Origin of the sequence: Psychrobacter sp. KCTC 72983 (assembly GCF_014280455.1) — a bacterium.
GTDB classification, from domain to species: Bacteria; Pseudomonadota; Gammaproteobacteria; order Pseudomonadales; family Moraxellaceae; genus Psychrobacter; species Psychrobacter pacificensis.
In genome coordinates this window covers 680,297-696,083 of record NZ_CP060390.1, presented here as the reverse complement: position 1 = coordinate 696,083, position 15,787 = coordinate 680,297, and the positions used below count along the sequence as shown (strand labels likewise).

The window sequence follows — 15,787 nt, the reverse complement described above, 5'->3', positions numbered from 1 at the left end:
CATCTTAAGTGACTGTTAATACAGGTTATTTATTAGGCTACAATAATACTTAAAACAAATAAAGGCAGCGCTAAACATTTAAGCGCTGCCTTTATTGTTGCTGTTTTATTAACGTCATTGATACGGTAGAGCCTAATCAAGCAACAAATTCTTCAAAATTCCCTCATAAATCTGCGCTAACCTGCCCAAATCATCAACTTCAACCTTTTCATCGACCTGGTGAATGGTGGCGTTACGTACGCCTAATTCAACAACCTGCGCACCAGTCGGGGCAATAAAGCGTCCATCGGACGTACCGCCAGAGGTTGATAAGGTGGTGTCGACATCGGTGACTTTTTTGATGGCGTTTTGGCATGCCGAGACCAGTTTCCCTTCGGGTGTTAAAAACGGATTGCCGGATAATTTCCAATGAATATCATAACTGGCGTCACTATTAGCAAAGTGTTTATCGAAGATAGCATGAGTTTTTTGCTTTAACTCATCCTCAGTCGTTTCAGTCGAAAAACGAAAGTTAAAGACAACGTTTAGCGTTTCAGGAATGACGTTGGTTGCACCTGTGCCGCCATTGATATTTGAGACTTGTAAAGTCGTGGGCGGGAAGTAGTCATTGCCGTTGTCCCATGCGGTAGATGTCAATTCAGCAAGGGCAGACATCGCTGCATGAATTGGGTTGCAGGCCAAATGTGGATAGGCAACATGACCTTGCTTACCTGTGACCGTCAGTTCTGCGCCTAGCGAGCCACGACGACCGTTTTTGATAATATCGCCTAACGTATCCGTGCTCGATGGTTCACCCACAAGACAATAAGTGATTTTCTCAGCGCGCGCTTCTAAGGTTTCGATGACTTTGACCGTACCGTTGATTGACGGCCCTTCTTCATCTGAGGTGAGCAAAAAAGCAATCGAGCCATTGTGCTCAGGATGATTGGCGACAAAGCGTTCGGCGGCGATAGTAAAGGCAGCAATGCCTGTCTTCATGTCTGCCGCGCCACGTCCCCATAGATAGCCGTCCGCGATGGTCGGCGTAAATGGCGGATACGTCCAGTTTTTTTCATCACCCGTTGGTACCACGTCTGTATGACCAGCAAAACAAATAACGGGATCCGTCGTGCCACGGCGTGCCCACAAGTTTTTGACTTCAGCATGTTCGCCTTTTGCTTGTCTGTCACCATAGTACATAAACTCGCAGTCAAAGCCCGCTTGCTCCAAACGCTCTGACAATATATCTTGGCAACCATCATCGTCTGGTGTGACAGATGGGCGTTCGAGTAGGGCAATACTCAAATCTAAGGTTGCTTGCTGGTGGGTGGGCTGTTGGTGAGAGTCAGACATGGGTTAGCCTTTTGTATAATAATGAAAATGTTAAATATAAATAGATAATGAGTAATAAGTGCTAAGCGTCTACTTCGACAAAGGGTACAAGACCGTCACGGCGCATCCACGTAGCAATAGAGTAACGCTGACGATGCGCGATCTGCACTTGATGCTGTAGGTCGCTATCAAAAATAATCAATCTATTGGCAACTGGCATCACTTCATGGTGCGTGCCATGCTTATCAACGACTTCTAGCGCACCGCCGTCAGTCGCTCCCCAATCATCATTGAGATAAAACACGGCTGAGATCACCCGTTCATCGCGCCCAGCAGGGTTATCGCTATGCCATTGATAGCCAAAGCCAATCGGATAGCACGCATAATGCGCTTCGCTATGACGAATACCCGCGAATAAGCTACGATTAAACAGAGCGGCCAGCGCGTTGATACTTTGCAGATAATAGTAGCCTGCAAAGAAGTTCTCGGTGATCCAGCGTATTCTATCACCGCGAATATCACTGATACGAATGCCAGCGGTTAGCGCCGCATCACGATAGTCAATAAAACCACTTTCAGCCTGTAGCGCAAGTAATGCGGTCTTATTAAATACATTATCAATAGTGAGCCAGCCATCAGTGACAAAGGTATCAAGCTGCTTATCCGTCAGCCTATCTTCCCAGCTGACTGCAAAATCAGACAGTTGCAATACCTGCTGGGTAGGCGCGTTTGGGGCGTCGTTATGACTGGCTGGAGATAGTAACGGAGGATTGTCCTGTCCTATCGGATGATCAACCACCAACGCTGTCTTGTTCAGGTTGCTAATAATCTGCGTCATTTCATCTCATTCTTATCAATCAATGGTCAATATACCGCCATTCAATGCGTTTTTATCGAAAGGCTTACCAAAACCACATTATATTTTACTCCGCCTATGCTACCATAGATGCAATTTTTCTTATTTAAACTTTTGAGATTATGAACTATAAACACGCCTACCACGCTGGTAACTTTGCTGATGTGGTTAAACACATTTTATTGGTACAACTGCTCAATCAATTGGGGCAAAAAAACAAACCGTTTTATGTGCTTGACGCTTATGGTGGCCGCGGACTGTATTCACTAAGCAGTGAAGAAGCGCGCAAGACAGGGGAGGCCAAAGGCGGTATTCAGGCTTTTTTGAAAGCAGATACTGAAAAAGCACCAGCCGCTGTCAAAGATTATATGGAAGGCATTAAACAAGCCAAATTCACTTACGACAATAAAGTCTATCCGGGTTCGCCGTGGTGGATTGCTCATCATGTCGAAAAAACCGCCGCTAAAAAACCTGATGCTAGAGTACGCGCCGAAGCTTTTGAAGCCAAAGCGACTGAATATGATGCATTGAACTATCAGCTATATAAGTTGCCAATTGGTATCCAGCATCGTGATGCTTTTGAAGGTATCACCGCTGTTATTCCTCCAAAGGAAAAGCGCGGTTTGATTTTCCTTGATCCTCCTTTTGAGCAAGAGCATAAAGACTTTACGCGCCTGATCGATTTATTAGTCTCGGCTTATAAAAAATGGCCACAAGGTACTTATGCGCTGTGGTTCCCAATCAAAAATATCGAAGCGGTTGAGTTGTTTTATAAAAAGCTCAAGCGTACCGAGATGCGTCGTCAACTGGTTTGTGAGCTAAATATTTATCCTAATGATGTGGCCGTCGGTCTGAACGGTACAGGTCTACTGGTTATCAATCCGCCATGGCAGTTTGATAATCATGCTCGCGAGATATTACGTTTCTTGCAGCCAGTACTAAAAGTAGAAGATGCGCCAGACTTAACACCTGACAGTGCGACCAATGTACGCTGGCTGGTTGGTGAATAGTGACGTCAGTAGATGATGTCAGTGAACAGCAATATTGGCCAATAAGGATATCAAGATGACGAATATGCAGCCACCTGAAGGCGAACCAAATAACATGTCACCAAAAGAGGGAGCGTTGCAGGACAATGCAGCGACCCAGCCTCCATACATGGATGAGCATGAGTTTAATATTCGTCTAGCAGACAATGACAATTATGATGGTTTGACCTTTGAGGTCGTCGAGGCAGAGGTTGCGGAAGGTAAGCGTGTGGTCAGTCGCGGTGTCTATTTAGCGCCTAATTTGATTACCACTTTGTCACTGCTATCAGGATTTTATTCAATTTTGGCAAGTACGCAAGGCGAGTTTTACAAGGCGGCTTTGGCTATCTTTTTATCAGGTATTCTAGATGGTGCCGACGGCCGCGTTGCCCGTATGCTGAATGCCCAAAGCCCGTTTGGCGAGCAATATGATTCATTAGCAGATATGCTCGCATTTGGTGTGGCCCCTGCTATGTTGGTTTATAGCTTTGCGCTAGAGCCGCTGGGTCGTATTGGGATTGGTTGTGCGTTCGTCTTTACTGCCTGTGCTGCCTTTCGTCTTGCACGCTTCAATGTGCAGGTGGGCATTGTCGATAAAAAATACTTCGTTGGTTTGGCCAGTCCGCTTGCCGCCATTCTAGTAACCTCTGCTGTTATGGTGGCAGTTGATCATAACGAATGGATTGGTCAGTACGATACGGCGATCATGTTTTTGTTCGCAGCGTGGGTGGTCATTTGTGGTCTGCTTATGGTCAGTAATGTTAAGTACTACAGCTTTAAAGAGTTTGATAAAAAGAAAGTACCCTTTGTGGTGCTTATCATTGGCGTACTGGTCATGAGTATTGTGCTTTATGATATACCTGTTGGTATTTTAGCGATTGGCATTCTCTATGCGTTATCGGGCATTTTCACGACGATTAAAGCAAAAGCAAAAGGGGCTGTCCTAGATAACTAGTTCAAACCCTGTTTTGCATAACCATTGTAAAATAAATAAAACTATTGAAGTGTATAAACCATTGGAATATCTCTACAATTTGATGTTTGCCAAGGCAGTGAGCAAGACCCTCGAAATAATCCTTGACCCATCCTCAAACCTGCGTATAATGCGTCCCAGTCGAAAGGGAAGTGGTGAGGAAGCTTAAGCGATTAAGTTATTTCAAACTAATTAAAAATACTTCTTGACTAAATAAATAAAGGGTCTATAATACGCCCTCATCAGACGGACTGGCAGTGAGAGATGTGTAGATTACACATTAATAACCCAGTTAACCTGGCGAAACAAATTATAAAAAGTCTTGACAATTCAAATCATTATGATAAGATAGTCGGCTCGCTAGATAGCTTAACCGGACACGGAAAAGGCAGATAGCATCAGTAATACCCTATATATCGATGACTGGACGACAGTGATTGAAACTATTTAAAAGCATAACTAAAGAACAACTTGTGTGGATTTTTGCTGATTCAGAATGCTAAAAAATAAAGTTGGTCGACTATCTTTTCGGTAGAACACCAACTATAAAAATTATCATTTAAGACAGCAGAAAAACTCAAAGTTAATTCATTACGAACATAATTACGAGCGATTTTGCCAGATTAAATGAGCCAAGATTAGAAGTCGTCTTACTATTTATAGTGAAGACTTCAAGCAAGATTAAACTGAAGAGTTTGATCATGGCTCAGATTGAACGCTGGCGGCAGGCTTAACACATGCAAGTCGAGCGGAAACGATGATAGCTTGCTATCAGGCGTCGAGCGGCGGACGGGTGAGTAATACTTAGGAATCTACCTAGTAGTGGGGGATAGCTCGGGGAAACTCGAATTAATACCGCATACGTCCTACGGGAGAAAGGGGGCAACTTGTTGCTCTCGCTATTAGATGAGCCTAAGTCGGATTAGCTAGATGGTGGGGTAAAGGCCTACCATGGCGACGATCTGTAGCTGGTCTGAGAGGATGATCAGCCACACCGGGACTGAGACACGGCCCGGACTCCTACGGGAGGCAGCAGTGGGGAATATTGGACAATGGGGGGAACCCTGATCCAGCCATGCCGCGTGTGTGAAGAAGGCCTTTTGGTTGTAAAGCACTTTAAGCAGTGAAGAAGACTCTTCGGTTAATACCCGGGGACGATGACATTAGCTGCAGAATAAGCACCGGCTAACTCTGTGCCAGCAGCCGCGGTAATACAGAGGGTGCAAGCGTTAATCGGAATTACTGGGCGTAAAGCGAGCGTAGGTGGCTTGATAAGTCAGATGTGAAATCCCCGGGCTTAACCTGGGAACTGCATCTGAAACTGTTAGGCTAGAGTAGGTGAGAGGGAAGTAGAATTTCAGGTGTAGCGGTGAAATGCGTAGAGATCTGAAGGAATACCGATGGCGAAGGCAGCTTCCTGGCATCATACTGACACTGAGGCTCGAAAGCGTGGGTAGCAAACAGGATTAGATACCCTGGTAGTCCACGCCGTAAACGATGTCTACTAGTCGTTGGGTCCCTTGAGGACTTAGTGACGCAGCTAACGCAATAAGTAGACCGCCTGGGGAGTACGGCCGCAAGGTTAAAACTCAAATGAATTGACGGGGGCCCGCACAAGCGGTGGAGCATGTGGTTTAATTCGATGCAACGCGAAGAACCTTACCTGGTCTTGACATACACAGAATCTTGTAGAGATACGAGAGTGCCTTCGGGAATTGTGATACAGGTGCTGCATGGCTGTCGTCAGCTCGTGTCGTGAGATGTTGGGTTAAGTCCCGCAACGAGCGCAACCCTTGTCCTTAGTTACCAGCACTTCGGGTGGGAACTCTAAGGATACTGCCAGTGACAAACTGGAGGAAGGCGGGGACGACGTCAAGTCATCATGGCCCTTACGACCAGGGCTACACACGTGCTACAATGGTAGGTACAGAGGGCAGCTACACAGCGATGTGATGCGAATCTCAAAAAGCCTATCGTAGTCCAGATTGGAGTCTGCAACTCGACTCCATGAAGTAGGAATCGCTAGTAATCGCGGATCAGAATGCCGCGGTGAATACGTTCCCGGGCCTTGTACACACCGCCCGTCACACCATGGGAGTTGATTGCACCAGAAGTGGTTAGCCTAACTTAGTGAGGGCGATCACCACGGTGTGGTCGATGACTGGGGTGAAGTCGTAACAAGGTAGCCGTAGGGGAACCTGCGGCTGGATCACCTCCTTATAGACAGCATTCGCTCAGCAAGAATTCACAACAAGTTGTTCTTTAGTTTAAGCTTACGTTTTAGGACGTATTAGGGTCTGTAGCTCAGCTGGTTAGAGCACCGTGTTGATAACGCGGGGGTCAGTGGTTCGAGTCCACTTAGACCCACCATTATTAATGTAGGTGAAAGAGCCCTAAGTAAATCCGCTTTAAGGGATTTCCTCTTGCGCTCGGATCGAAGCAGTGCTTCGATTGTATCCTCGCTCAGGGCCATAGCTCAGTTGGTAGAGCGCCTGCCTTGCACGCAGGAGGTCAACGGTTCGACTCCGTTTGGCTCCACCACTACATACAGCTAAGCTTAGCGTGCTAAATAAAATAGGTATCAAATAGAAACAAGTGATTTGCACACGATTACTTCTTTCTGTTTTATACAGAAAACTATGACTCGACGAGAGCATAGGAACTATTTAAAAACATAGATATGAGTCTGGGTTAGGATGAGCGTATTCACGCGCCCATCTTAACCTTAATAACTCACCTCTTAACGACATTGTTTGTTATCCCAGGGGTGAGTTATTAAAAAAGTAAAGAGAACTGAATCAAGCGTATAAACATAGGTGATATCGTTATCATAATTAGATTGTATGACACATAGAAGTCGAAAGACTACTTGGGGTTGTATGGTCAAGTAATGAAGCGCACATGGTGGATGCCTTGGCAGTCAGAGGCGATGAAAGACGTGACAGCCTGCGATAAGCTTCGGGGAGGCGGCAATATCCTGTGATCCGGAGATTTCTGAATGGGGAAACCCACCTACCATAAGGTAGGTATCCTAATTTATTAGGAAGCGAACGAGGGGAAGTGAAACATCTCAGTACCCTTAGGAAAAGACATCAATTGAGATTCCCCTAGTAGCGGCGAGCGAACGGGGAGAAGCCGATTAATGCTAATGTAGAAGAACAGCGTGGGAAAGCTGACCATAGTAGGTGATAGTCCTGTATTCGAAACATTAGCGTTAACATATTAAGTAGAGCGGGGCACGAGAAATCCTGTTTGAAGATGGGGGGACCATCCTCCAAGGCTAAATACTCCTGACTGACCGATAGTGAACCAGTACCGTGAGGGAAAGGCGAAAAGAACCCCTGTGAGGGGAGTGAAATAGAACCTGAAACCGTGTGCGTACAAGCAGTGGGAGCCCACTTGTTGGGTGACCGCGTACCTTTTGTATAATGGGTCAGCGACTTATATTCTGTAGCAAGGTTAACCGTTTAGGGGAGCCGTAGGGAAACCGAGTCTTAATAGGGCGACTAGTTGCAGGGTATAGACCCGAAACCGAGTGATCTATCCATGAGCAGGTTGAAAGTGCCGTAACAGGCACCGGAGGACCGAACCCACTGTCGTTGAAAAGCCAGGGGATGACTTGTGGATAGGGGTGAAAGGCTAATCAAACTCGGTGATAGCTGGTTCTCCCCGAAAGCTATTTAGGTAGCGCCTCGGACGAACACCATTGGGGGTAGAGCACTGTTTCGGCTAGGGGGTCATACCGACTTACCAAACCGATGCAAACTCCGAATACCGATGAGTGATATCCGGGAGACACACGGTGGGTGCTAACGTCCATCGTGGAGAGGGAAACAACCCAGACCGCCAGCTAAGGCCCCAAATTCCTAGTTAAGTGGGAAACGAGGTGGGAAGGCATAGACAGCTAGGAGGTTGGCTTAGAAGCAGCCATCCTTTAAAGAAAGCGTAATAGCTCACTAGTCGAGTCGGCCCGCGCGGAAGATGTAACGGGGCTCAAACTAGGAGCCGAAGCTGCGGATTTGAATTTGTTTTCAAGTGGTAGGGGAGCGTTGTGTAAGCCTGTGAAGGTGTGTTGTAAAGCATGCTGGAGGTATCACAAGAGCGAATGCTGACGTGAGTAACGATAATGGGTGTGAAAAGCATCCACGCCGGAAGATCAAGGGTTCCAGTCCAACGTTAATCGGGGCTGGGTGAGTCGACCCCTAAGGCGAGGCCGAAAGGCGTAGTCGATGGGAAATCGGTTAATATTCCGATACTTGTTTATGATGCGATGGAGGGACGGAGAAGGTTATGTCAGCCTGGCGTTGGTTGTCCAGGTGAAAGGATGTAGGTTTATAGCTTAGGTAAATCCGGGCTATTCTATACCGAGATCTGATAGCAAGCTGTACATGTACAGCGAAGTGGCAAATACCATGCTTCCAGGAAAAGCTTCTAAGCAATAGTTATAAACGAATCGTACCCTAAACCGACACAGGTGATCAGGTAGAGAATACCAAGGCGCTTGAGAGAACTCTGCTGAAGGAACTAGGCAAAATGGTACCGTAACTTCGGGAGAAGGTACGCTGTTGGTGGTGATAGGACTTGCTCCTTGAGCTGCTGGCAGTCGCAGATACCAGGCTGCTGCAACTGTTTATTAAAAACACAGCACTCTGCAAACACGAAAGTGGACGTATAGGGTGTGATGTCTGCCCGGTGCTGGAAGGTTAATTGATGGGCTTAGCGTAAGCGAAGGTCTTGATCGAAGCCCCAGTAAACGGCGGCCGTAACTATAACGGTCCTAAGGTAGCGAAATTCCTTGTCGGGTAAGTTCCGACCTGCACGAATGACATAATGATGGCAGCGCTGTCTCCAGCAGAGACTCAGTGAAATCGAAATCGCAGTGAAGATGCTGTGTACCCGCGGCTAGACGGAAAGACCCCGTGAACCTTTACTACAGCTTTACATTGAACTTTGACCTGACTTGTGCAGGATAGGTGGGAGGCTTTGAAACCGAGACGCCAGTCTTGGTGGAGCCATCCTTGAAATACCACCCTGGTCATGTTGGGGTTCTAACTCAGGTATCACAATACCGAGGACAATGTATGGTGGGTAGTTTGACTGGGGCGGTCTCCTCCTAAAGAGTAACGGAGGAGTACGAAGGTGCGCTCAGACCGGTCGGAAATCGGTCGAAGAGTATAAAGGCAAAAGCGCGCTTAACTGCGAGACCCACAAGTCGAGCAGGTACGAAAGTAGGTCTTAGTGATCCGGTGGTTCTGTATGGAAGGGCCATCGCTCAACGGATAAAAGGTACTCTGGGGATAACAGGCTGATACCGCCCAAGAGTTCATATCGACGGCGGTGTTTGGCACCTCGATGTCGGCTCATCTCATCCTAGGGCTGAAGCAGGTCCTAAGGGTATGGCTGTTCGCCATTTAAAGAGGTACGCGAGCTGGGTTTAGAACGTCGTGAGACAGTTCGGTCCCTATCTACCGTGGGCGTTGGAAATTTGAGAGGATCTGCTCCTAGTACGAGAGGACCAGAGTGGACGAACCACTGGTGTTCGGGTTGTCATGCCAATGGCATTGCCCGGTAGCTACGTTCGGATGGGATAACCGCTGAAAGCATCTAAGCGGGAAGCCCACCTCAAGATTAGATTTCCCTAAAGAGCCGTTCAAGACTAGGACGTTGATAGGCAGGGTGTGGAAGCACAGTGATGTGTGTAGCTAACCTGTACTAATTGCTCGTTTGGCTTGACCATACAACACCCAAGTGGTTTGTATCAAGTCTAATTAATCTATCTTGTATAGCCCAGGCTATAGAAACAGACAGAAACATTTCGATATCACCGTTAACCTTGATTCAGTTAGGGTAAGTGGTACTTATCAAAAGTCACACAAACAGACTCATATCTAACCCCCTTTGCTGACGACAATAGCGCGATGGCACCACCTGATCCCTTCCCGAACTCAGAAGTGAAACATCGTTGCGCCAATGGTAGTGTGGTTCGCCCATGTGAGAGTAGGTCATCGTCAGCTCCTTATTCCTGATTAGCCCCTTGATACGTTAGTATCAAGGGGCTTTTCTTTGCTTACGATATAGACTTATACTATTCAATTGATAAAAATTATTTTTAAAAGCTTTGAACTATAAAACATAGTTTTTTTTAAATCAAGGATGAAAAATGGATAGTTTTTTGGTTTCTTTAGTTGTAGGAATTAGTAGCAGCCTTTTTGCCACAGCTTTATTTATATTAGTTAGTGAGTTTTTTAGGAGAAAAGTTTTGCCTTGGTATGGCGACAAAATATATAGAGGAGTAAGAATTGATGGAGACTGGGAGGTATGCGAATTTAAGGGAGTAAATCTTAAAGACCTCAAAGATAGTGATGGTTTTATCAAGCTATCCCTTAAGCAAAGTGGTGATGTTGTTGAGGGTATATATTCTCATAAAGGAGGTGATGAAGAAATTGATCAGTATGTGCTTCAAGGTCGTATTAGGGATATGTACTTTCTTGCTACAGCAGTCCCAAAGTCTAATCGACATGTAGATGCTATTACATTACTTCTTTATATAACTAATAGTAAATCGCGACTAATTATGACTGGAGGGCTTACTCATAAAAGTACACCAGGTAAGGTTGACTGCACGTTAGGTGTTGAGTTTCAGTGGAAGAGAACCTAAAAATCCTATACTCTACAATACTTATCACATATTAATTTTATCTATTTTCTGTAATTGAATACATCGGCTGTATTGTATACATAATTTTCTCAATATTTATAAGTTTAGAGATTAATTTTCTACGTGAAAAATTCGAAGTGTTATGTATTTATCACAATTCTAATTCCTAAAACAACTCACCCATCTCAAACTTTTCTTCAAAATCAAATCCTAGCTGCTCATTTTTACGCAGCCGCATGAGCTCGATACGTAGTTTACGTCCTGCGATAAGCCTTAGCACCTCGCGTTGCTGCTCTGTCGTCATATCATGCCATCGTTGGCGCTCGGCTCGACTGCGCAGGCATCCAAAGCAATAGCCTTTTTTATTGCTTTGACAGACACCGATACAAGGGTTGTCAATGTCGAACAGCTCAAACTGTTGATTCATGGCGACTCCATTGCGATTACCGTCATTCCTTTGACTGGTACCGGACGATTATGACCATATTATTATGTCGCAAATATTGACTAATAGTGTGCCGTTTTATTGTTATTATTTTTGTGCATCGGGTGCTATGCTTAGCGTCACTGGTCTATATGAGACAATCATAACAAAATTAATAAGTGAGATGATACGTGAACCTGATTTATATCCATGGACTGGACAGCGATGCAAACTCGACTAAAGGGCTGCTGTTAGAAAAATATTGCCAGCAGTATCATCCTGATATCAATGTACTGCGTCCTGATTTGAATAAATCACCTGCGCAAGTGCGTGAGCAGTTATTGTCATTGGTAGAAGAACTAAGCAGTAGCAAAGACCAACAGACGGGATCGTCCAACACGGTATTGGTCGGTAGCTCATTGGGTGGGTATTTTTCTACCTTAATCAGTAATCAAATAGATTGTCCTGCATTGCTGCTAAATCCTAGCACGCAGCCTCACGTTACGCTACAGCGCTTTTCTGATAATTCAGCATCAAATCAAGATAGTAGTGATGAGTCATCGGATAATAAAGTCCTGCATACGACGGCAGGCGGTTGGCGTATTACGCCGTCAGATTTGCAATGGTTTGCAGATCATCGGATATCTCAAGTTATTTATCCCAATAAAGTTGCTGTACTGCTGAAACAAGGTGATGAGCTATTAAACGCTGAGTTGTCTCAGGCCTTTTATCAAAGTCAGGGCGCATCAGTAACCGTACAAGCAGGAGGAGACCATCGCTTTAGTGACTTTGGTGAGCAGCTACCGATGGTGATAGAGATGCTACGAGAGTTAGTAAGGTCTTAGATAGACGACATTATATGACGTGAACGATGGACTATTGACCTTAACGTCGCTGTTTTTGGTTATAATGGTTTTATAGAGTTAAACGCACATGAATAGTTAAGGATGCATTTGTGAGTCAATATAATGCGCAATCGTTAGAAGTTTTAGAAGGGCTGGAACCCGTACGTCGTCGCCCAGGTATGTATACCGATACTACGCGACCAAACCATTTGGCGCAAGAGGTCATTGATAACTCGGTGGATGAAGCGTTGGCGGGTTATGCCAAAACCATCAAAGTGCAGCTGCATAGTGATGGGTCGCTGTCTGTCGAAGATGATGGGCGCGGTATGCCAACCGATATTCACCCTGAGTTTGGTCAATCAGGGATTGAGTTGATTTTGACCCGTTTGCATGCGGGTGGTAAGTTCTCGACTTCTAATTATGAAGTATCGGGCGGTCTGCATGGTGTAGGTATCTCTGTCGTCAATGCGCTATCTACGCGCGTCGAAGTGACGGTATGGCGTGATAGCACCCAGTTTGATATGGCGTTCGAAAATGGCGCAGCCGTGACGCCGTTGACGGAATCAGTCAGCTCAAACAAACGCAAACGTGGTACCAGAGTGCACTTCTGGGCAGATGGTAGCTTTTTTGATACGCCCAAATTTAATGTTAAACAGCTCAAGCACAACTTGAAAGCCAAAGCGGTTTTGGCCGCGGGACTAACGATTGAGTTCACCGATGATATCAATGATGAAAAGGTCGTTTGGCAATTTACCGATGGGGTTGTCGAGTATCTAAGCGAGCAGCTAGACGGTCTTGAGACACTACCTGAAGCACCGTTTTATTATAATTATGATGCAAAAGCGGGCGAACGTGCGGGTGTGACCTTTGCCTTGTCTTGGCTGCCTGAGGGTGGTACACCGATTCAAGAAAGCTATGTCAACCTGATTCCGACAGCGCAGGGCGGTACCCACGTCAATGGACTGCGTACAGGTATCCTAGAAGCGTTGCGTGAGTTTTGTGATATTCATAATTTATTACCACGCAGTGTGAAGCTAACCGCAGAAGATGTGTGGGATGGGGTGAACTATATCTTATCCCTGAAGTTTTCTGAGCCGCAGTTTTCTGGTCAAACCAAAGAACGTCTCTCTAGCCGCGAAGCTGCAGCCGCTGTACAGACCTTGGCAAAAGATGCCTTTAGCTTGTGGCTAAATCAACATGCGGATATGGGCACGCAGATTGCTGAATTGGCGATTAATAAAGCAGGACGTCGCCTAAAGTCAGCCAAAAAAGTCGCTCGTAAGAAAATCACTCAGGGACCAGCGTTACCGGGAAAATTGGCGGATTGTCGCGGTGATTTGCGCGATGGCGCAGAGCTGTTCCTAGTAGAGGGTGACTCGGCAGGCGGTAGTGCTAAGCAAGCACGTGATCGTCACTATCAAGCGATATTGCCACTGCGGGGTAAGATTTTGAATACATGGGAAGTCTCTTCGGATACGGTACTATCAAGCCAAGAGATTCATGATATTGCTATTGCGATCGGTGTGGATCCTGCCTCTGATGATCTGTCCGAGCTGCGCTATGACAAGATATGTATCTTAGCAGATGCTGATTCTGATGGCCTGCACATTGCGACGCTGATCTGCGCGTTATTTGTGAAGCATTTCCCTGCGCTAGTGGATGCCGGTCATTTATTCGTTGCCATGCCGCCGTTATACCGTGTCGATGTGGGTAAAGAGGTGCATTACGCGCTAGATGAGCCAGAGCTTGCGCATATATTAGCCAAGGTACCGGGCAATAAAAAAGCGCAAATCACCCGCTTTAAAGGACTGGGTGAGATGAGTGCTGAGCAGCTACGTGAGACGACGATGAGCCGCGATACGCGCCGCTTGGTGCAGCTTGATATGGACGATATGGTACTGACCAATGGCATCATGGATATGCTACTCGCGAAAAAACGTGCCGCTGATCGCAAGTCATGGCTTGAGAATAAAGGTAACTTAGCCGATATTGCGTTATAGAGTTACAAAGTTTTTAAACGATTTTCACACAGGGATAAGCGTTAAGCGTTATCCCTTTTTTATGACTAAAATCTAGTCAAGCTATACAGATAAAGCAAAATATAAATAATAAGTTAGTCCGCTCAGGTTAATGCTATGATGGGGTATTCTCATTGTGTAGTGCTATTATGTCCTCAAACCCAAAAACCAGTCCCACTGCTAAACCTACTGCGAACAGACGCTCTAAAGTATTGCCTGAGCTTAATAAAAAAGATCTGGGCAACTTAATCCCTAAGCGCGGCGGTAAACTGACTCCTAAAATAGGTCGTATGCTGATGAAGTCGGCGGGCTGGAAGACCGTAGGCTCTATCCCTAATATCTCACAAGCGGTGGTCTTGGCTGTCCCTCATACCTCCAACATCGACGGGATATATGCGCTACCTTGCTTGTTTGCACTGGATCTCAAAATCAGTATTATGGGCAAGCATACGCTGTTCAAAATACCAGTGCTGGCGCAGCTCATGCGCTGGCTTGGTATCATACCTATTAATCGCGAAGCCAAAGGCTCAGTGCTACAAGCGAGTATCGATAAGTTTAAAAATAATAAGACTTTGTTTTTGGGTTTAGCGCCTGAAGGCACGCGCAAATATACTGACAGCTGGAAAACTGGGTTTTATTACTTGGCAGTAGGAGCCAATGTACCTATCTTACCAGTAGCGTTAGATTATAATACTAAAGAAGTGCGATTTTTGGAGATGGTTTACCCGACGGGTAATATCGAAGAGGATTTGCCAAAGATTTATGCCCAGTACGGCGGGGTAATGCCTTATCATCCTGAGCGGCTCTCACAGCCGCTACAAGATGTTAATCAAGCCTTCTTTAAAGGATAATCGTAGAGTATAGCAGGTTTAGAAATTAGGCTGTCCGTTCGAGGCGCTCACGCCGCCATCGACAGGCAAATTAACGCCCGTAATCATCGCCGCATCTTCGCTGGCTAAAAAGGTAATCGCGGCGGCGATATCTTCAGGAGTCACAAAGCGTCCTAGAGGGCAGCGTGCTAAAAATTTATCGACCTTTTCTTGATCTTCTCGCATGTCTTTGGTCATGTTGGTCTTAGTCGCGGTAGGGTTGACCGCATTGACGCGCACACCATCAGGGCCATGATCCATCGCTAACGTACGTGTCAAGTTGGTGACGCCTGCTTTGGCAGCGTTGTAAGCGGCCATGTTCCAATCACCGCCGATACCTGAGAGCGATGAGACATTGACGATATTGCCTTGTGTCTTGATGAGATGCGGCATTGCAGCCTGACAGACATAAAAAGTACCATTTAAATTGACATCAATAGCTGCGTGCCAATCCTCACTAGATAAGTCCGTTATTTTGCCTTCCATACCTTTGCCCGCATTATTGACGACGATATCGAGCTTTTCAAACCTCTCAATCACTCGTTTTACCATTTCTTGTACTTGGCTTTGTACACTAATATCACAGGTGATGGTCATGTAGTTGTCGGTATGAATCCATGTATGATCTTCTGGAAACTGTTTTGCGGTCTCCTCTAAAGTTTCAGAGGTTCGTCCCACTAGTACCACAGTCGCGCCTTCATTAGCGAAACGCAGAGCAGTGGCGCGTCCCATACCTGAGCCGGCTCCAGTGACAATGACGGTTTTTTCTTTAAAACGCTTCATAATGCTCAATCCTTGTTATTAT

The 15,787-nt window shown here is 45.9% G+C and carries 10 protein-coding genes, 1 tRNA gene and 3 rRNA genes; 10 read left to right on the top strand and 4 right to left on the bottom strand.

Features of this window, described 5'->3' with window-relative positions:
• Window positions 1-132 precede the first annotated feature (132 nt).
• Together dapE and PSBA01_RS02870 are read right to left on the bottom strand one after the other, a co-directional pair.
• Window positions 133-1,332: a succinyl-diaminopimelate desuccinylase gene (gene dapE, locus PSBA01_RS02875; protein ID WP_186475000.1), complete on the bottom strand. Its 1,200-nt coding sequence runs from the start codon at window positions 1,330-1,332 to the stop codon at window positions 133-135.
• Window positions 1,333-1,393: 61 nt separating this feature from the next.
• Window positions 1,394-2,149, bottom strand: a complete 756-nt coding sequence (locus PSBA01_RS02870; RefSeq protein WP_186474999.1) for a 2OG-Fe(II) oxygenase — start codon at window positions 2,147-2,149, stop codon at window positions 1,394-1,396.
• A 140-nt stretch (window positions 2,150-2,289) separates the two neighbouring features.
• Between PSBA01_RS02870 and PSBA01_RS02865 the strand changes: the two genes are divergently transcribed.
• The 7 genes from PSBA01_RS02865 (at window position 2,290) to PSBA01_RS02835 (ending at window position 10,826) form a co-directional block, all read left to right on the top strand.
• Window positions 2,290-3,177 carry a 23S rRNA (adenine(2030)-N(6))-methyltransferase RlmJ gene (locus PSBA01_RS02865; RefSeq protein WP_186474998.1) on the top strand — a complete coding sequence of 296 codons (888 nt, stop codon included), beginning with the start codon at window positions 2,290-2,292 and terminating at the stop codon, window positions 3,175-3,177.
• A 148-nt stretch (window positions 3,178-3,325) separates the two neighbouring features.
• Window positions 3,326-4,150 (top strand): CDP-diacylglycerol--serine O-phosphatidyltransferase, encoded by an 825-nt coding sequence (gene pssA, locus PSBA01_RS02860; RefSeq protein WP_186475415.1) that lies wholly within the window; start codon window positions 3,326-3,328, stop codon window positions 4,148-4,150.
• Window positions 4,151-4,851: 701 nt separating this feature from the next.
• Window positions 4,852-6,388: ribosomal RNA gene (locus tag PSBA01_RS02855) — 16S ribosomal RNA — on the top strand.
• 73 nt (window positions 6,389-6,461) lie between these two features.
• Window positions 6,462-6,538 (top strand) — tRNA-Ile (locus PSBA01_RS02850).
• A 511-nt stretch (window positions 6,539-7,049) separates the two neighbouring features.
• Window positions 7,050-9,905, top strand: a 23S ribosomal RNA gene (locus PSBA01_RS02845).
• A gap of 163 nt (window positions 9,906-10,068) precedes the next feature.
• Window positions 10,069-10,182, top strand: a 5S ribosomal RNA gene (gene rrf / locus PSBA01_RS02840).
• Together the 16S, 23S and 5S rRNA genes with 1 tRNA gene alongside form the textbook arrangement of a ribosomal RNA operon.
• A gap of 146 nt (window positions 10,183-10,328) precedes the next feature.
• On the top strand, window positions 10,329-10,826 hold the full coding sequence (locus PSBA01_RS02835) for a hypothetical protein (RefSeq protein WP_186474997.1): 498 nt from the start codon (window positions 10,329-10,331) through the stop codon (window positions 10,824-10,826).
• 166 nt (window positions 10,827-10,992) lie between these two features.
• Here the strand turns inward: PSBA01_RS02835 and PSBA01_RS02830 are convergent, their stop codons facing one another.
• Entirely contained in the window at window positions 10,993-11,253 is a 261-nt protein-coding gene (locus PSBA01_RS02830) for a DUF1289 domain-containing protein (RefSeq protein WP_071002718.1), read from the bottom strand.
• Window positions 11,254-11,441: 188 nt separating this feature from the next.
• Here PSBA01_RS02830 and PSBA01_RS02825 point away from each other — a divergent pair, with 188 nt between their 5' ends.
• The 3 genes from PSBA01_RS02825 (at window position 11,442) to PSBA01_RS02815 (ending at window position 14,964) form a co-directional block, all read left to right on the top strand.
• Window positions 11,442-12,095: a YqiA/YcfP family alpha/beta fold hydrolase gene (locus PSBA01_RS02825; protein WP_186474996.1), complete on the top strand. Its 654-nt coding sequence runs from the start codon at window positions 11,442-11,444 to the stop codon at window positions 12,093-12,095.
• Window positions 12,096-12,205: 110 nt separating this feature from the next.
• A complete protein-coding gene (gene parE, locus PSBA01_RS02820) occupies window positions 12,206-14,095 on the top strand; it encodes a DNA topoisomerase IV subunit B (protein ID WP_186474995.1) in 1,890 nt (629 codons plus the stop codon).
• 167 nt (window positions 14,096-14,262) lie between these two features.
• Window positions 14,263-14,964 carry a lysophospholipid acyltransferase family protein gene (locus tag PSBA01_RS02815; protein WP_093070053.1) on the top strand — a complete coding sequence of 234 codons (702 nt, stop codon included), beginning with the start codon at window positions 14,263-14,265 and terminating at the stop codon, window positions 14,962-14,964.
• An 18-nt stretch (window positions 14,965-14,982) separates the two neighbouring features.
• On the opposite strand, the gene PSBA01_RS02810 is transcribed toward PSBA01_RS02815, so the two are convergent.
• Window positions 14,983-15,765: an SDR family NAD(P)-dependent oxidoreductase gene (locus PSBA01_RS02810; protein WP_093070056.1), complete on the bottom strand. Its 783-nt coding sequence runs from the start codon at window positions 15,763-15,765 to the stop codon at window positions 14,983-14,985.
• Between the last annotated feature and the right edge of the window lie 22 nt (window positions 15,766-15,787).